At 42.2% G+C, this 18,243-nt stretch carries 18 protein-coding genes; 11 read left to right on the forward strand and 7 right to left on the reverse strand.

Annotation, left to right across the window (positions count from 1 at the left end; genetic code table 11):
• The first annotated feature begins 5 nt into the window (after positions 1–5).
• The 6 genes from rnr to rplI all read left to right on the forward strand — a co-directional run bounded on the left by rnr (position 6) and on the right by rplI (position 5,028).
• On the forward strand, positions 6–2,564 hold the full coding sequence (rnr, locus tag CTN01_RS20985) for a ribonuclease R (RefSeq protein WP_045150454.1): 2,559 nt from the start codon (positions 6–8) through the stop codon (positions 2,562–2,564).
• A 3-nt stretch (positions 2,565–2,567) separates the two neighbouring features.
• A complete protein-coding gene (rlmB, locus tag CTN01_RS20990) occupies positions 2,568–3,302 on the forward strand; it encodes a 23S rRNA (guanosine(2251)-2'-O)-methyltransferase RlmB (RefSeq protein WP_005372799.1) in 735 nt (244 codons plus the stop codon).
• 290 nt (positions 3,303–3,592) lie between these two features.
• Positions 3,593–3,982 (forward strand): 30S ribosomal protein S6, encoded by a 390-nt coding sequence (gene rpsF / locus CTN01_RS20995; protein WP_005372798.1) that lies wholly within the window; start codon positions 3,593–3,595, stop codon positions 3,980–3,982.
• Positions 3,983–3,991: 9 nt separating this feature from the next.
• Positions 3,992–4,294, forward strand: a complete 303-nt coding sequence (gene priB / locus CTN01_RS21000) for a primosomal replication protein N (protein ID WP_045150456.1) — start codon at positions 3,992–3,994, stop codon at positions 4,292–4,294.
• A 15-nt stretch (positions 4,295–4,309) separates the two neighbouring features.
• Entirely contained in the window at positions 4,310–4,537 is a 228-nt protein-coding gene (rpsR, locus tag CTN01_RS21005; protein WP_002539422.1) for a 30S ribosomal protein S18, read from the forward strand.
• A gap of 38 nt (positions 4,538–4,575) precedes the next feature.
• On the forward strand, positions 4,576–5,028 hold the full coding sequence (rplI, locus tag CTN01_RS21010; protein WP_005372794.1) for a 50S ribosomal protein L9: 453 nt from the start codon (positions 4,576–4,578) through the stop codon (positions 5,026–5,028).
• Positions 5,029–5,122: 94 nt separating this feature from the next.
• Here the strand turns inward: rplI and CTN01_RS21015 are convergent, their stop codons facing one another.
• Positions 5,123–5,881: a DUF481 domain-containing protein gene (locus tag CTN01_RS21015; RefSeq protein ID WP_045150457.1), complete on the reverse strand. Its 759-nt coding sequence runs from the start codon at positions 5,879–5,881 to the stop codon at positions 5,123–5,125.
• A gap of 249 nt (positions 5,882–6,130) precedes the next feature.
• On the opposite strand from CTN01_RS21015, the gene CTN01_RS21020 reads away from it, so the two are divergent.
• From CTN01_RS21020 to CTN01_RS21030, 3 genes are all read left to right on the forward strand, one after another.
• On the forward strand, positions 6,131–7,528 hold the full coding sequence (locus CTN01_RS21020; RefSeq protein WP_045186663.1) for a replicative DNA helicase: 1,398 nt from the start codon (positions 6,131–6,133) through the stop codon (positions 7,526–7,528).
• Between the two features lie 27 nt (positions 7,529–7,555).
• Entirely contained in the window at positions 7,556–8,635 is a 1,080-nt protein-coding gene (gene alr / locus CTN01_RS21025) for an alanine racemase (RefSeq protein WP_045084862.1), read from the forward strand.
• A 203-nt stretch (positions 8,636–8,838) separates the two neighbouring features.
• Positions 8,839–10,311 carry a C69 family dipeptidase gene (locus tag CTN01_RS21030; RefSeq protein ID WP_045150458.1) on the forward strand — a complete coding sequence of 491 codons (1,473 nt, stop codon included), beginning with the start codon at positions 8,839–8,841 and terminating at the stop codon, positions 10,309–10,311.
• Positions 10,312–10,507: 196 nt separating this feature from the next.
• Here the strand turns inward: CTN01_RS21030 and CTN01_RS21035 are convergent, their stop codons facing one another.
• Positions 10,508–10,927 (reverse strand): secondary thiamine-phosphate synthase enzyme YjbQ, encoded by a 420-nt coding sequence (locus CTN01_RS21035; protein ID WP_045150459.1) that lies wholly within the window; start codon positions 10,925–10,927, stop codon positions 10,508–10,510.
• Between the two features lie 255 nt (positions 10,928–11,182).
• Here CTN01_RS21035 and pgi point away from each other — a divergent pair, with 255 nt between their 5' ends.
• Positions 11,183–12,835 (forward strand): glucose-6-phosphate isomerase, encoded by a 1,653-nt coding sequence (pgi, locus tag CTN01_RS21040; RefSeq protein ID WP_045150460.1) that lies wholly within the window; start codon positions 11,183–11,185, stop codon positions 12,833–12,835.
• A gap of 85 nt (positions 12,836–12,920) precedes the next feature.
• Here pgi and CTN01_RS21045 read toward each other — a convergent pair whose 3' ends face one another.
• The 3 genes from CTN01_RS21045 to zur form a co-directional block, all read right to left on the reverse strand.
• Positions 12,921–13,127 carry a cold-shock protein gene (locus CTN01_RS21045; RefSeq protein ID WP_005372779.1) on the reverse strand — a complete coding sequence of 69 codons (207 nt, stop codon included), beginning with the start codon at positions 13,125–13,127 and terminating at the stop codon, positions 12,921–12,923.
• A gap of 224 nt (positions 13,128–13,351) precedes the next feature.
• A complete protein-coding gene (locus tag CTN01_RS21050; protein WP_005372777.1) occupies positions 13,352–13,813 on the reverse strand; it encodes a chemotaxis protein CheX in 462 nt (153 codons plus the stop codon).
• Between the two features lie 24 nt (positions 13,814–13,837).
• A complete protein-coding gene (gene zur, locus CTN01_RS21055; protein WP_005372775.1) occupies positions 13,838–14,293 on the reverse strand; it encodes a zinc uptake transcriptional repressor Zur in 456 nt (151 codons plus the stop codon).
• Between the two features lie 395 nt (positions 14,294–14,688).
• Between zur and CTN01_RS22835 the strand changes: the two genes are divergently transcribed.
• Positions 14,689–14,841 carry a hypothetical protein gene (locus CTN01_RS22835; RefSeq protein ID WP_162184268.1) on the forward strand — a complete coding sequence of 51 codons (153 nt, stop codon included), beginning with the start codon at positions 14,689–14,691 and terminating at the stop codon, positions 14,839–14,841.
• 1,545 nt (positions 14,842–16,386) lie between these two features.
• Here CTN01_RS22835 and CTN01_RS21060 read toward each other — a convergent pair.
• Both CTN01_RS21060 and CTN01_RS21065 read right to left on the reverse strand, forming a co-directional pair.
• The gene (locus CTN01_RS21060; RefSeq protein WP_249033687.1) at positions 16,387–17,505 is read right to left on the reverse strand and encodes a Y-family DNA polymerase; all 1,119 of its coding nucleotides are present in this window, start codon (positions 17,503–17,505) and stop codon (positions 16,387–16,389) included.
• Positions 17,502–18,209, reverse strand: a complete 708-nt coding sequence (locus tag CTN01_RS21065) for a S24 family peptidase (RefSeq protein WP_005372765.1) — start codon at positions 18,207–18,209, stop codon at positions 17,502–17,504. The genes CTN01_RS21060 and CTN01_RS21065 overlap by 4 nt, the downstream gene beginning before the upstream one ends.
• Positions 18,210–18,243: the final 34 nt, after the last annotated feature.

Here is an 18,243-nt window from a genome sequence, read left to right on the forward strand (position 1 = left end):
ATATAATGTCTAAAGGTACTACCGATTTACCGGTCGACCCTTTTCGCGATCGCGAAGCATCTAATTATGAAAACCCGATCCCAAGCCGTGAACACTTACTTGAAGTGATTCGTGGTTTTAGTACACCGGTGAGTCGTGATCAGTTATTTGCTGAGCTAAAGCTAGAAGGCGATGATCACTATGAAGGCTTACGCCGTCGTTTACGTGCGATGGAGCGTGATGGCCAGTTAATTTTCACTCGTCGTCAATGTTATGCGTTGCCTGAACGTTTAGATTTGATCAAAGGTTACGTTATGGGTCACCGTGACGGCTTTGGTTTTTTACGTCCAGAGGGCTCGCTAGGTAAAGACAATGATTTGTTATTACCTCATCACCAAATGCGTAGTGTGATCCACGGTGATTACATTTTGGCGCAAGCGGGCGGTGAAGATAAGCGTGGTCGTAAAGAAGCGCGTGTGGTACGCGTATTAAAAGAAAGCACAGCACAGATTGTTGGTCGCTTTTTCCTTGAAGATGGCATGGGCTATGTGGTGCCAGACGATTCGCGCATTGCTCAAGATATCATTATCCCACAAGACGTTCGCCAAGGTGCACGCATGGGTAATGTTGTGGTTGTCGAAATCAATCAACGTGCAACACGTCAGCACAATGCTGTTGGTCGTATTGTCGAAGTACTGGGCGAAAATATGGCGCCGGGTATGGAGATTGATATTGCGTTACGCACCCATGATATTCCGCACGTATGGCCATCAGAAGTTGATAAAGAAATTCAACATTTGACAGAAGAAGTGCCAGAAGAGGCGAAAAAAGGCCGTGTAGATTTACGTCAATTACCACTGGTCACCATTGATGGCGAAGATGCTCGCGACTTTGATGATGCGGTTCACTGTGAGCGTACTACATCAGGTGGCTGGCGTTTATGGGTTGCGATTGCCGATGTGAGTTATTACGTCCGTCATAAATCAGCACTTGATAACGAAGCCGTTAAGCGTGGTAACTCGGTTTACTTCCCTGCACAAGTGATCCCAATGTTGCCGGAAGTGCTTTCTAATGGATTATGTTCACTGAACCCGCAAGTTGATCGCTTGTGTATGGTGTGTGAAATGACCATTTCTGACACCGGTGAGTTAACAGGTTACAAACACTACGAAGCGGTCATGAATTCTCACGCTCGTTTGACTTACACCAAAGTAAGTAAAATGCTTGAAGGCGATGAAGAACTTCGTCAGCGTTATGAACCACTTGTTCCGCATTTAGAAGAGCTTTACAGCATGTTCAAAGTGCTGAAAGCTGCACGTGAAGAGCGTGGTGCGATTGAATTTGAAACGGTTGAAACCCAGTTCATTTTCAATGCGGATCGTAAGATTGACCGTATTGTGCCGGCTGTGCGTAATGAAGCGCATAAGATCATCGAAGAATGTATGATTTTAGCTAACATTGCTTCTGCACGTTTTGTTGAAAGTGCGAAAGAGCCAGCACTGTACCGAGTTCACGATACCCCAGGTGAAGAGCGCCTTCAGGGCTTCCGTGATTTCTTAGGTGAGCTAAGCTTACACCTTGGCGGTGGGTTAGAGCCAACGCCAAAAGATTATGCAGAGCTAGCCAATGCAATTCAAACTCGAAAAGATCGCGAGTTAATCCAAACCATGCTGCTACGCTCAATGAAGCAGGCGGTATACCAAGGTGACAATATTGGTCACTTCGGCTTGGCATTAACTGAATATGCGCACTTTACCTCGCCAATTCGTCGTTACCCTGATTTAACGCTGCACCGCGCGATTAAATATTTAGTTGCGAAGCAAGCTGGTAACAGTGGTAATACAACACCAACGGGTGGTTTCCATTACTCATTTGATGAAATTGATGCATTAGGTGAGCAATGTTCAATGACTGAACGCCGTGCTGATGACGCAACGCGTGATGTCTCTGATTGGCTTAAATGTGAATACATGCAAGATCACTTAGGCGATGAGTTCGACGGTGTGATTGCTAATGTGACAGGTTTTGGCTTCTTTGTTCGCTTAAACGAATTGAACATCGATGGTTTAGTTCATATTTCAAACCTAGCTAATGACTACTACCAGTTTGATCCAGTAGGTCAACGCTTGGTAGGTGATAGCTCTGGTGTGGTATACCGTTTAGGCGATACCGTGAAAGTGAAAGTGGCATCGATTAACTTAAACGATCGTCAGATTGACTTTGATATTGTTGGCTCTGAGCGCAAGCAACGTGGTGCAGGTAAAACGGCTAAGAGCCATGAGAAAAAACAGCGTTTACGTAAAGCCGATGGCCTACGTCGTCAAAGCCTGAAAGTGTACAAATCAGAAGATGGCGTGGCAAAACAAGAAGAGCGCAGTGAATCAAAACGTGAACGCTCTTCGGTACGTAAAAAGCTAAAAGAAGGCGCAATTCCACTGGCAGACGAGAAGAAAAAACCGAAGCCAAAGAAACGCCGTAAGCCGACGGATGAAAAACCGAAAGCTGAGACTAAAAAGAAACCGAAATCTCGCAAAAAGAAAAAGCAACGTGCGGGAAAAGCCGAACGCGCAGCAAAGAAGAGTTAAACCATGAGTAATGATATGATTTTTGGCATCCATGCCGTGAAAGCAGTGCTGGCATCTGATCCAGTTCGTTTTATTGAAGTATTTGTACTGAAAGGACGAGAAGATGATCGCTTACTGCCGCTAGTAACGGAGCTGCAGTCACTAGGTATCACGATCCAAGAAGCAGGGCGTAAAGCACTTGATGACAAAGTAAAAGGTGCTTCTCACCAAGGTATCGTTGCGCGTGTTCGTCCGGGTAAGCAATATAATGAGAACGATCTCGATGATTTATTAGTGGGTAAAGAAAACCCACTATTATTGATTTTAGATGGTGTGACTGATCCGCATAACTTAGGCGCATGTCTACGTAATGCGGATGCAGCGGGTGCGGTTGCTGTTATCGTCCCGAAAGATCGTTCTGCACAACTGAACGCTACGGCAAGTAAAGTTGCCTGTGGCGCGGCTGAAATAATGCCGTTAGTACGAGTGACTAACTTGGCGCGTACCATGCGTGCACTGCAAGATAAAGGCGTATGGATTGTAGGTACGGCTGGTGAAGCAACGCATGATATTTACCAAAGTAAGCTGACTGGTCCATTAGCGATTGTGATGGGGGCAGAAGGCGAAGGTATGCGTCGTTTAACTCGTGAAACCTGTGATGATTTGATTAAAATTCCAATGGCAGGTTCGGTATCAAGCTTAAACGTATCAGTAGCAACAGGTATCTGTTTGTTTGAAGCGGTACGTCAACGTAGCTAATATGTTACTGACAACACTAAAGCATGTTACACATTTAACCGTGTGTCAGTAATCCCACACCCTTATTCGGTTTAACTGGATAAGGGTGTTTTTATTAAGATAGACAAACAGTCAAGATAACTTGCCAGTGGGCAGGAAAAACCTTGGTGTAGAGCACAGAATTTTCTTGCTTCAATTGATCATTCTCTGTACTATCCATCGTCCAAATTCTCGGTTCTTTTTTTAGTTCCTTGCTTCCCCAGGATAACCGAGCCGACAAGGGAAGCTGAATAATCCGTAAGGAGCAACCAATGCGTCATTACGAAATCGTATTCATGGTGCACCCTGATCAAAGCGAGCAAGTTGCTGGCATGATCGAGCGTTACACTGCTGCTATCAAAGATTCTGGTGGTCAGATTCACCGTCTAGAAGATTGGGGCCGTCGTCAAATGGCTTACCCAATCAACAAACTGCACAAAGCACACTACGTTCTAATGAACGTTGAAGCTGAGCAGTCTGTAGTTGACGAGCTTGAGTCAAACTTCCGCTTCAACGATGCAGTGATCCGTAACATGATCATGCGTACTAAGAACGCTGTTACTGAGCCATCTCCAATGATGAAGGCTAAAGAAGAGCGTTTCACTAAGCGTGAAGATCGTGCAGAAACTGCACAATCTGAAGGCGAAGCAGCTGCTGAGTAATTTGTATAAATGACCAATCGTCTGGAGTTAGTTGGCACTATTGCTAAACAACCCAAACGAAGCCAGTCTCCTGCGGGCATTCCTCATTGTCACTTTGTGCTTGAGCATCGCTCGATCCAACAGGAAGCAGGCCTACCACGCCAAGTATATTGTTATATTAACGTGGTAGTCAGTGGCAAAGGTCAACAAGTACTCACTCAAGATTTAGTTATCGGAAGCAATGTTAAGGTAAGAGGGTTTATCTCTTATCAAACCGGCCGTAACGGCATTGGTAAATTAGTATTGCACGCCGATCACATTGACATAATTTAGATCAGGAGATAGCCCATGGCTCGTTTCTTCCGTCGTCGTAAATTCTGCCGTTTCACTGCAGAAGGCGTACAAGAGATTGACTACAAAGACGTAGCAACTCTAAAAAACTACATCACTGAAGCTGGTAAAATCGTACCTAGCCGTATCACTGGTACTCGCGCTAAATACCAGCGTCAGCTAGCTCGCGCTATCAAGCGTTCTCGTTACCTAGCACTTCTACCGTACACTGACAAGCATCAGTAATCGGTAGTAGTTTTTAGACTTTTATAGAGGACAAGATAATGCAAGTTATTCTACTTGATAAAATCGCTAACCTAGGTAGCCTTGGCGACCAAGTTAACGTTAAAGCTGGCTACGCTCGTAACTTCCTTATCCCACAAGCTAAGGCAGTAATGGCAACTAAAGCTAACGTTGAAATGTTCGAAGCACGTCGTGCAGAGCTAGAAGCTAAAGTTGCTGAGCAACAAGCTGCTGCTCAAGCTCGTGCTGAAGCACTAAACGCACTAGAAGCAGTAGTAATTGCTTCTAAAGCTGGTGACGAAGGTAAACTATTCGGTTCTATCGGTACTCGTGACATCGCTGATGCAGTAACTGCTGCTGGCGTTGCACTTGTTAAGAGCGAAGTACGTCTACCTGAAGGTGCACTACGTACTACTGGCGAATTCGAAGTTAGCGTTCAGCTAAATTCAGATGTATTCGCAACTGTTAAACTAAACGTTGTTGCTGCAGAGTAATCGCTTTTAGCTTTAATAGAAAAAACCAGCCTTCGGGCTGGTTTTTTTATGTCTGAAATTTGAGAAGGAAAACCGTTAGCGTCAATCCTTAGCTTTACTTCATACTGTAAATCAGGCTAACAATAGTACTAGAATCGAAGTTTTTCATATTGTTAGGTACCCAGGTGTAATAGGTATAGTTAAAGCCAATACTCAATGCGATGTTATCGGTGATCGAGTTGGTCAGTGATAAATCATTTTGGATCGTAGTGTTACTATTACCAGCCACAATATTGGTTTTATTTTCCACAGAAAGTGTTTTAAGCGGTTTCCATGTCATGGTTAATGAGCTTTGTAAAACAGCTTCATTCACTACTTCTGGTTTGACTATATCATCATCAATTTCATCTAGGTTTGGATCTTGGTGACGAAAGCCAGGACCAATATCGACCAAGGTTTGAAACGTTTCATAGCTAAAGAGACGATAACCGATACCAGCAGAAGCGAGTGAATCAACATAATATGGACCATAGCGATCATCAATATAGCTGCCGCTACCATATAAGTAATAGCCATCACGGATCAGCATTTGTGTTTTCAAATTGGCTGAAATCTTACGTTTATCTTCTTCGCCATTTTTCTTCGCCATTAGTAGGCTAGTATCTGCGTTAGTTTTATAACGACCTTTGATATATTGCAGATCATAATTAGCGTTTAGCGTCTGTGAATCTGAATTACCAGCAAGTGCTGTAAACCCAAGCCCCACCTCACTGGTAAAGTGAGAAGGCGAGACATCTTCTTCGATATCTTGATCGTCAGCAGCATAGGCTGCAGTATTGGCAAGCAGCAATAATGTCAGTAGGTATCTTGCCAAAGTTCCTCCCACGGCAGGTGTCGTAAATTAAGTGTTATTGATAATAAATATTATGCGCCCGCATTCTAACTCAAATTTGTCAGCTTTTGGTTAGGAATCCTTAACCTTGACTGTCAGATAATTTAAAAAGGCGCATAATTAAATAACCATTAGGTTTGATGCGAGTCGTAAGTTTATGACTGCTCAGAACCGAATGTATGGGGTATACTACTATGCTTCATTCTTGTTCTTGGCTAATACGCAATTTCTATGGCAGATAATAGTAAACCGAAAAAACCAAAAGATAATCAAATGGACGCCATTAAGATGCCGCCTCACTCTTTAGAGGCTGAGCAATCTGTTCTTGGTGGTTTGATGCTGGATAACGAAAAGTGGGACATGGTGGCTGAAAAAGTCGTTGCCAATGATTTCTACAGTCGTCCACACCGGATTATTTTTCAGGCGACAGCGGCACTATTGGAAGCGGGTCAGCCGCTAGATTTGATCACCCTGTCTGAAAACCTTGAGCAATCAAGCACACTTGATGATGTAGGCGGTTTTGCTTACTTAGCTGAACTGGCAAAAAATACGCCATCAGCGGCAAATATCTTAGCGTATGCTGATATTGTCCGAGAGCGTGCACTTATTCGTGACATGATTGGTGTGGCAAATGAAATTGCCGATGCCGGTTATGATCCACAGGGCCGTACCAGTGAAGACTTACTGGATATGGCTGAAAGTAAAGTCTTTGCTATTGCAGAGCAACGTACCAACGATAAAGAAGGTCCACAAAACGTTGATACGATCTTAGAAAAGACCTTAGAACGTATCGAGATTTTATACCAATCGCCACAAGATGGTGTGACAGGCGTATCGACAGGTTTTACCGATCTCAATAAAAAAACTGCCGGCCTTCAAGGCTCTGACTTAATCATTGTTGCGGCACGTCCATCGATGGGTAAAACTACCTTTGCGATGAACTTATGTGAAAACGCAGCAATGGAGCAGGAAAAACCTGTACTTATTTTCTCGTTAGAGATGCCAGCTGAACAGATCATGATGCGTATGTTGGCGTCACTTTCGCGTGTTGACCAAACTAAAATTCGTACCGGTCAACTCGATGATGAAGACTGGGCACGTATTTCATCAACAATGGGTATTCTTATGGAAAAGAAGAATATGTTCATTGATGATAGTTCTGGTTTAACACCAACGGAAGTCCGTTCACGTGCTCGTCGTATTGCCCGCGATAATGGCGGCTTAAGCCTTATAATGATTGACTACTTGCAATTAATGCGAGTGCCGGGTCTACAAGATAACCGTACATTAGAGATCGCTGAGATTTCCCGCTCGTTAAAAGCGCTGGCAAAAGAATTAAACGTACCGGTTGTTGCCTTATCGCAGCTTAACCGATCGTTGGAGCAACGTGCCGATAAACGCCCTGTTAACTCAGATTTACGTGAATCCGGTGCGATCGAGCAGGATGCCGATTTAATTATGTTTATTTATCGTGATGAGGTTTATCACGAAGATAGTGCCCTGAAAGGGATCGCTGAAATCATCTTAGGTAAGCAACGTAATGGTCCTATCGGTACCGTCCGTTTAACCTTCCAAGGCCAGTTCTCTCGCTTTGATAATTATGCAGGTCCTGCCTACGATGAAGAGTAAGCGTAAGAATATTATTTAGGATTTTGGATGAAAGCTGCAACCGCACATATAGATACTGAAGCATTAGCCCACAATTTGGGGTTGATCCGTCAACACGCACCAAATAGTAAAGTTTTGGCGGTGGTTAAAGCGAATGCTTATGGGCATGGCTTACTTCGTGTTGCTCAAACGCTGACGAATGTTGACGCGTATGGTGTTGCTCGTATTGAAGAAGCATTAATTTTACGTGCTGGTGGGATTGTAAAACCTCTCTTATTATTAGAAGGGTTTTATGCACCGAGCGATCTTCCAGTATTAGTGACCAATAATATTCATACCGTGGTTCACTCTATTGAGCAATTGGAAGCACTAGAACAAACAGAGCTTGATAACCCGGTGCAAGTCTGGGTAAAAATTGATACCGGTATGCACCGCTTAGGTGTACGTCCAGAAGATCTGACGGATTTTATGGTGCGTTTAAATGCCTGTGAAAATGTCGCAAAACCATTACGCTTTATTAGCCACTTTGGTAATGCTGATGATTTAAGCTCTGATATTACGTTAAAGCAGTTAGATACCTTTTTAGATTTGACTCAAGATTATCAAGGTGAACGTTCATTAGCCGCTTCTGCGGGGATTTTAGCGTGGCCTGATAGCCAGCTAGAATGGATTCGCCCAGGGATCATTATGTATGGTGTTTCACCATTTAATGAGTCTGAACGTTTTGCTTCGGCTTATGATTTAAAGCCAGTGATGACATTAACATCTAGCCTGATTGCTGTACGTGATGTCAAAAAAGGCGAAAAAGTCGGTTACGGCGGTATTTGGACAAGTGAGCGAGATACCAAAGTCGGTGTAATTGCAATTGGTTATGGCGATGGTTATCCACGTACCGCACCCAACGGCACGCCAGTGCTTGTTAATGGTCGTATTGTACCTATGGCAGGGCGTGTATCGATGGACATGCTAACGGTTGATTTAGGGCCCGATGCTCAAGATAAAGTGGGTGATACCGCTATCTTATGGGGTGAGGGACTTCCAGCTGAAGTTGTAGCAGAGCACATAGGCACAATTGCTTATGAGTTGGTGACGAAATTAACACCACGGGTTGCGATGGCATATACGTGATGAATTGATATTGGATGACGAGTCTTAATGGAATAAAGCGAAAGCCGTAGCGGATGCTGCGGCTTTCTTCGTTAAGTAGCGCTCGCCGTGAGCCGTTAAAACGCAGTGACTAAATTAACAATAAAAATACGTGACATGCGTCACAAAAATAAGCTGTTTTCACCGTATACCTTTAGTTAGATTTTTATTTAAAGGTACTTCTCATGAAAAACTATTATTCCGAGAGTAAAGCAGAGTGTTCTGAAATTGCCGCTAGCGCTTGTACGACGATACTTGTCGGCAATCAAGTAACGGTTGATGGATCGTTTATCATTGCTCGTAATGAAGATCATGAAGCGATTAATGCTAAACGATTTAACTTCCACCCTGCAGAAGATGCACAATTAAGTGATTTTCATTCTATAGGGGCAATGGGAAATGATTTTACATATCCCGCTGCAAAAAATGCCCTTCAATATACTTCAAATTCTGATTTTGATACTGAAGGTACCAGTTTTGGTGCTGCTGGATTTAATTCTGCTGGAGTGGGTATCACTGCGACAGAAACAATCTTTAACAACGCACAGGTACTTGCTATTGATCCTTATGTAACAAAAACAGGTATCGGTGAAGATGCTATTGTGAATGTTATTTTACCTCGTGTGCGCAGTGCTAAAGAGGGAGTGGCTTTGTTAGGGCATATTATTGAAACCCAAGGCACAGCGGAGGGATTCGGGGTTGCGTTTATGGATAAAGAGGGAATTTGGTATCTAGAAACGGGGAGTGGCCACCATTGGATGGCTGCAAAAATACCTACGGATAAATATTTTGTCTCTGCTAATCAGGGGCGATTAGTTGATTATATCGCTAATCATCCTGACTTTATGGCCTCGGAAGGCTTGGTTGAATTTGCCCAAAAACATCACTTACCCTCTGCTGAAAATAGCGATAGTTTTAATTTTCATCGTGCTTATTCACAAGATGTAGAGCACGATAAAACATATAACTACCCACGCGTATGGACATTACAACATATGTATAGCGATGGGCTTAAAACGGAAATTGATCAGGGTGAATCATTTCCGGTTTACCTAACACCTAAAAATAAGCTAAGTGTTTATGATGTGATGCAAGGCTTGCGTAACCATTATCAAGCAACAGAGCATGATCCTTATTCACATAGTAACCCGAACGACCCTTATCGCCCAATTTCAGTCTTTCGAACAGAGCATTCGCATGTTTTACAGCTCCGTCCTGAGCTACCTATTGCTATCGGTGAAATTCAATATATCGCTTATGGTATGACAGCCTTGAGTGTCTATTTACCATTTTATCAGGGAATGACCTCTGTTCCTAAAGCGTTGACGTTAGGTGATAATAAAGCGGATAGTCACTCTGCATATTGGAAATTTCGTAAGTTACAAACATTAGCAATGATGGATTGGAATCAGTTTTCTCCGATTGTGCAGCAGGCTTATCATGACTTTGAACAACAAACTGCGCATAAACAAAAGCTAATGGAAGCTGAATACATAGCATTGTATACGACTCACCCAGAGCAAGCTGTTGCGCTTATTAATGCTTTTGAGCATGAGGTTGTAGCCTTAGCGTTAGCACTGACTGAAGAGTTAACTAATGAATTATTTACTCGTTTAACAGTTAATGTGGATAAGTTATACAACTTTTCTGGGGCTTAAATATCATTTGGTATTTAAGGTTCAAGATGTTCTAAGCGTCTACATGCTGAATATAGCGTTAAGCTTTACAAAATATCGAGTGAAGCTCTACTGTAATCCCTAGGTGAATAAGCTTATTTAATTGCTATTAGGGGAAGTAATCGGTGACGAGTACCGGGTGTTATTAATCACGCCCGGTGCTTTTTTACTCAGTATGCTATTCGCCTTGAATAGTGATCACGACTTGGCGAGAGCTGCCATGATCACGGTGCTCACCTAAATAAATACCTTGCCATATACCTAATGCTAAACGTCCTTGTGAAATAGGGATCGAGATACTATTACCTAACAATGAATTTTTAATATGTGCTGGCATATCATCATCTCCTTCATAGGTATGTCGATAATAAGGCGCACGTTCTGGTACAAAATGATTAAAATGTTTCTCCATATCATGACGTACCGTAGGATCGGCATTTTCATTAATGGTTAAGCTTGCCGAGGTGTGTTGGAGAAAACAGTGGACTAATCCAACGCTTAAAGGTCGGATCTCATGTAAATGTTGCGCTATTTCCTCAGTGATAAGGTGAAAACCGCGCTTTTGAGGAGTAAGATTAATTGTTTTTTGATACCACATGGCTATTTACCTATAGGTTTAACCTTTTAGTTTGATTAGTTATTCGCATTATTACATTGATGCGAAATACAGGTATGATGCATTCCAAGTTTTCGTGATTTACCGCAATGACGATCTTTTTCTTTTCGCGGCATCATCACAAGTGATCAAAATTATAAATAAGCCTGCCATCATAGGCTAATGAGCAAAATCGGGGATCTTTCGCAGACAGTGTATTGGTGCGAAAGATAAACATAACAAAATTAGGATATTTTTATGTTGAAGAACATCAACCCAACGCAAACTCAAGCGTGGCAAGATCTAACCGCACACTTTGAACAAGCTCAAGATTTCCAATTAAGAGACTTATTTGCTAATGATAACGCTCGCTTCTCTAAGTTTTCTGCGCAATTTGGCTCAGATATCCTACTTGATTACTCTAAAAACCTTATCACCGAAGAAACACTAACTAAGCTGTTTGCTCTTGCAAAAGAGACAGAGCTAGATGCTGCTATTGCAGATATGTTCAGTGGCGAGAAAATTAACCGTACAGAAGATCGCGCAGTACTTCACGTAGCACTACGTAACCGTAGTAACACACCAATTATGGTTGATGGCGAAGATGTGATGCCTGCTGTGAATGCCGTACTTGAGAAGATGAAGTCTTTCTCTGAGCGCATCATTAGCGGTGAATGGAAAGGTTACACTGGTAAAGAAATTACCGATATCGTGAACATCGGTATCGGTGGCTCAGATCTTGGTCCTTACATGGTGTCAGAAGCGCTAGGTGCTTATAAAACGCGCCTAAACATGCACTTTGTTTCGAACGTTGATGGCACGCACATTGCTGAAACGCTAAAAGATCTTAACCCAGAAACAACGTTGTTCTTGATCGCATCAAAAACCTTCACGACTCAAGAAACCATGACTAACGCGCTATCAGCACGTGACTGGTTCTTAGCAAAAGCAGAAGATAAAGCACATGTAGCGAAACACTTTGCTGCGCTTTCAACAAACGGTGAAGCGGTTGCTGAGTTTGGTATTGATACTGACAACATGTTCGAGTTCTGGGATTGGGTTGGCGGCCGTTATTCACTATGGTCTGCAATCGGTCTATCAATCTGCTTGTCAGTAGGTTTTGATAACTTTGTTGCGCTACTTGATGGCGGTCATGCAATGGACAAACACTTTGCAGAAGCACCATTAGAGCAAAAACTACCAGTTATCCTTGCGCTTATCGGTATCTGGTACAACAACTTCCACGGTGCAGAAACAGAAGCGATTCTTCCTTATGATCAGTACATGCACCGTTTTGCAGCGTACTTCCAGCAAGGTAACATGGAATCAAACGGTAAGTACGTTGATCGTGGCGGTAACCCAGTGGATTACCAAACAGGTCCAATTATTTGGGGTGAACCTGGTACTAATGGTCAACATGCTTTCTACCAGTTGATCCACCAAGGCACGAAATTGATCCCATGTGATTTCATTGCTCCTGCGATTAGCCATAACCCATTAGGCGATCACCATCCAAAATTAATGGCGAACTTCTTCGCGCAAACTGAAGCACTAGCATTTGGTAAGAGCCGTGAGAAAGTTGAAGCAGAATTCTTTGCTGCGGGTAAATCACAAGAAGAAGTGAACGAACTAGCAGAATTTAAAGTATTCGAAGGCAACCGCCCAACGAACTCAATCTTAGTGAAAGAAATTACGCCTTATACACTAGGTGCATTGATTGCGCTTTATGAGCACAAGATTTTCACTCAAGGTGTTATTTGGAATATCTTTAGCTTTGATCAGTGGGGCGTAGAGCTTGGTAAGCAACTGGCTAACCAAATCCTGCCAGAGCTAAACAATAAAGAAGAGGTATCAAGCCACGATAGCTCGACTAATGGTTTGATCAATGCATTTAAACAATGGCGAGCATAATCTTAGGCTAATGTACTAAGTCATATGTTTGATAATAAAAACGCCGCTAAATAGCGGCGTTTTTTTATCTTTTCAGTGATGGTTATTACAGTGCAATAACTTCGCTAGCTTGTGGGCCTTTCTGACCATCCGTAACGATAAACTCAACACTTTGGCCTTCACGTAAGGTGCGGCGCCCTTGAGCTTGAATAGCACTGAAGTGTACAAACACATCTTTGCCATCCGTTCCAGAAATGAAACCAAAGCCTTTGTCATCGTTGAACCATTTTACGGTTCCAGTCAGTTTACTCATGTACGTCTTTCCCTTTTAGACAAATAATATACAGTCATCCCGCAATTATAAGTAACGTGATGCGTATGACGTGAACTAGTCTAGATCGAAAAAAGAGCGGAGAGTAGTCTTTTATTTAAGAATAGGATTATTAATAAAAGACTTAATAAAGAAATAGATAGCGTTAAGAAAAGCAAAGAATTTATCGTGTAATTAACGGTATAGTTTCATTGGAAAAGACGATATCAATCGAAACAAATTTCGATATAGGCTTTGCCATAATCAGAATCAAATGGCATTAAGATGATCGCATTATCACATTTATGGGTAATGGTATGGCCTTTACCAGAAACAACTGCAGGTGTTGCCATATCAAAGTCATAGCCATTTTCAGCCAACGCACGTTTTGCACCACCTGTTACCATATTAGTAATTTCACCAACCATATCAGTTACATCTTCATTAATGCCTGCTGGACGTTCACCGAGCATGCGTTGCATGATTTCAAGAGCTAGATCTTGCTCAAACGTGATTGACATTGACCCTTTAGTTTTTGGGCCAATCATACCTATTAAGCCAGATACATCACCACGCGCAATTTCATCTTTCTTTAGTCTTGGCTTTTGTGGTGTCATTGGCATCGATGCCATGGTGTTAAGCACATTAATCAGAGATGCAAGAAAAGGGTTTATAAATTCTGCGCGCATAATTGTAAGACTTTTCGTTGTAGGTTAAATAATAGGTTTATTACCTTGGCATTTTTCACAAATACCATGGCTTTCAACAACATGATGATTAATCTTAAAACCAAGTTTTTCTGATTTTTGACGAAGCAGTTTGGCTAACTCATCATCATGACACTCTTCAACACTGCCACACTCATCACAAATCAATAACTGCGAACAGTGATCGGCATGTCCTAGTACACAGCAAGCAATATAGCTATTTGTGGACTCCACTTTGTGAACAAAACCTTGTGCTAAGAGAAAATCTAAAGCTCGGTAAATCGTTGGCGGCTTTGCTTGTGGTTCTGAAATTTTGAGTTGATCCAATAACTCATAAGCGCTGATTGAGCTATGGTGCTCAATGATCAACGCCAATACTTTTAAGCGCTGTGGCGTAAGTCGAACGCCTCGCTCTTCACAGAGTCGCTGCGCCTTTGTTAATAATTGGGCTTGATCCGCCATAAAACCTCAAAAAACTACAATAACCGTTTTATTTTATCACAGCCTATTTGAAACATATCGTAACTTAGCAATTAAGCTGCAATAAGCTGTAGTGTTTCGTGTAGAGGATCACGTAATAATAGCAATAAGAATCAGTTAGCACTGATTTTTTTCATTGATGCTTGCGGTGACTCGAAACATTCCTTTTAAGTGTTAATCATCGTTTATACGCAGCAAGGAATAGTGGAGTTAAGCACAAAGATGGAGGACTGATTAAGTTTGCCTACTTATAGTTACCATATAGTAATAATCTTTTGTTTTTTTTCTGTATTGTTGTTTTTTTGTAATTATCAATAATACACCCATCGAAACGCACAAGGCGTTCACAAACATAAAGACACAAGGTTTTATTACTCATGAAAACAGTTATTAAAGCAACTATCGCAGCCGCTATCATCGTTATGTCTTACAACGCTTCAGCTAAAGATGGTGCGTTCACACTCAGGTGTGGTGTTTACACAATCAGCATCACAACTTACCTTTGCTGGAAAGTTACTGTCTGCCGCTGATAAATAAGCCGTAGATATCGGCAACAAATACTTTGCTGAAGTAGGCGACATTATTCTGTTCTCTGCCGACGTTACTCAACCACCCATAAACAAGAGCAATTAATGAGGATTTATTCGGATTTAATGAATGGTTATCACTGGTTTTTTTATGTAACTTTTGCATTAGAAAAACTAATCAAAAATAATATTATTTCTCACTTTTAAAAGCCGATTAAACTCCTATAATGCCCCACATCGAAACGCGACCTACGCCTTATAAATACTGTGTTTAGGCAAGGTTGTACATTATAAAAAACTTGCTTTATTAAGGAATTCACAATGTCACGTATCATTAACAAAGTTGTTAGCTTATACACTCCTGTTTTCGCTTCTATGTACAAAGCGCAAATCAAATAAGTGTTTAAAGAATTTAAAAAAGGGCGTTGAAGGAAACTTCAACGCCCTTTTGCTATTTGGTAAAGAGATAACTCAAATATACTCTTTGGTAGCTTTTGGTAAGTCTTTTACCAAAAGCTACCAAAAGCTACCAAAACGCAGAAGGATCTCAGAGTAACACTCGCTAAGCCACAACCCTGATTTTATGATAGTTCGGTAATTATTATATTGGCGACTTCAAAATCATTGCTGAAATAGTTCTTTGTATTTATGACTTCATAAATAACTGATGGTCTATTGTAAGCGTGTGAGATTCGGGCTTGTTTAATGAGAGCACGCGATTACTTTATTGATAAACGTCTGCATCAACTCTATACCCAACTACGTGAATGCAATCCAAGCGTGTTGGATATGGTGAATACGCTTAATTTTGTGTTGCGACAATACCCTTACGTTAAAGCGCTTTCGTGTGTAAAGCCGCGATGCAACTACTTGTGACGTTTCGAGCTTCGCATACGAAATTTTCACATGTGAAAATTATGCGTACGTATGAACGTTAAATTTCCGGGAAGTTTTGGAGATATATTAGGTGGATTATGGTGGTTACGATGAATATCTTTTTAAAAGGAATGAGTAATGACCAAAAATGTCAGCTCCGTAACATCTGTAATAGCGATAATTCTATACGTACCGTATGAAGTTATTTAACGAAAATACCGCCTTAAATTAGGCGGCTTTTTCGTAGTGTGGCATAGAAAAGCAAACCCACCGCCCATCCTAGGCTGGCGGGTAGAGAGATAAAGGAGGAAAATCTCTCGTAGTCTATTAGACAACACTATTCATGAATCTAAAGTGAACTGGATATTTACAGGTAAGCTTTACGTTTTTCATCATGATCAAAATTATGTATCTAAATCGAACCGATATGCGGTAACGCCAAGATACAAAAAGACCGCCCACCATGGCAGTCTTTTAACTGTCATTTGTAATAAATTGTATATCCTTCCCACTAAACACACTTCACCACCACAATGTCTTTAATGTCGGTGTAGTAGTTCTCTAGCTCTAACATTTCTATTTCTCCCTGTCGTTCGTGGTAGCTGCGTTGCTGGCATGCAAAACCGATCACGCCTTTACCAAAGCGATCGCTTAGTTGGTCTAGGGTGTTGTTTAAGGTGTCTTGTTATCAAAGCGGTTAAATAACTCGAACTGTTTTACTTCGGCATCAATCAGGTTTGGGGCTCCTACGCCCACTTTGTATATCGGTTGCTTGGCAAGGTTGTCGGGGATCAAATCATCGAATAAGGCGCGCAATTGTTGCAGGGCAAAACTAGTATCGGTCAGGCCGTTTTCGAGTGTCAGTTCACCACGGCGATAAAACGGTGGGCAACGGTCGTATTTTGAGGTGCTGACAAATACGGAAAGGGTTTTCATCTCGCTTTTTTGATCGCGTATTTTGCGCATCACTTCTGCGCAGTGGTGAGCCAATTCGGCAAAAAGGTCGTCTCGGTGGTGTAGGCGATCACGGTAGGAAGCGGTAGACCATATCTGTTTTTTCTTTTCTCGCTCAACGGAAATGTCTAAACAGGCGATGCCATTAAGCTCTGAAATCACGTTAGCCACGTTGATGGAATACCGTTTGTGATAGGTTTTTGTGTCACATTGTTTTAGTTGGTAGGCGGTTAAAATGCCTTCTTGTGTCAGGTGTTTATTCAGTTGTCTGCCTATGTTCCAAAGTTTACCTACGGGCATTTGTTTTAAAACCGCATCGGTTTCTTTCTCGCTTATTAATACACATTGTCCCTGGTAAGGTTGGCAGTTCTTCGCCGCCCACGAGGCGACTTTGGCCAAGGTCAGGGTTTTGCCTACACCAGCGCCTGTCGGTACACCGGTTTCTTTGTAAATGGCTTTGCGTAAGGCTTTTACGTGTTTATTCAGATCGACGTTGATTTGGTGTAGGTGGCTCACATCGTAAAACACTTCATCAACGCTGTAGCGCATGGAACGGGCACCTTGTATGTGTTTTTCAAGGGCTGTCATAAAGCGATCTGAATGGTGAGAAAAGGTGTTGAAGTTGGCTTTATACACAATGCCTTTGTGTACCCGTAAGCGGTCTATTTCTTCCCATATCGGGGTGAATTTTGAAATCCCGATGTTAGTGCAAGCACGGTTAGCGGCAATGGAGATCCCTTGGCCTGCTGTTACTAATAACGGGGTATTTCTCAGGGCTGGCTTGTAGGTAATGCAAGATTCGGCGTAAAAGCGGGTGCCATCAAGTAAGCAAATCATAAGGTAACAGGGCGGTGTAATCGTAGGCTGTAACGCACTACGCCGTGTAAGCGGGTGTAGTCGTCTTGGTTTATTTTTTGTGGCTTAAAGCTGGGGTTATCTGAATACAGGGTTCTGCTGTGTAGGTTTACGCGCTTTACAACAAGATCGTTGTTTAATGAAAGTACGATAACGTCTTCGTTCTCGGGGTTTAGGTGGCGCTCTAATACCAGTATGTCGTGGTCCCAAATGTAGGGCAGCATTGAAAGCCCAGCCGCACGGCACAAGATGGTGGAATGCTCTTGGGTGATCACCAGTTGGTGTAGGTCGAGTTCGGTTAAGTCATGGTGCCATGGTAATAACGGCGGTTGCCTGAAGTGATGGATAGAAAGGGTGATCACGCCTATTACGTGTAAGTCGTCCCACTCTTTGCCTGATGCGGCAATGTGTTGGCATAGCAGGTTCCAACGTGCGATATGGTTGTCACCGTGTTGTTCAAATACAACAAGATCGCTGTTTAGGGGTTGTAAGGCACTGTCTATGAGTAGCCAATCGCCTTTTGCGATCCCTAGCTTTTTGTAGGTGTTATCGGCGCTCATTATCCGCATAGATGAATGGCTGTGTACAAACATGGTTTGTAGGTTTAGCGATTTTTTGCGAAAGCGGATAGTGGGGTTTTCAAAGCCGGTGATCCCCGCCTGTACGTAAGTGTTAAGTGTAATCATGGCCAAAAATACTGTATATATATACAGTTTATTT

Source organism: Photobacterium angustum, from assembly GCF_003026365.1.
Taxonomy (GTDB): Bacteria; Pseudomonadota; Gammaproteobacteria; order Enterobacterales; family Vibrionaceae; genus Photobacterium; species Photobacterium angustum.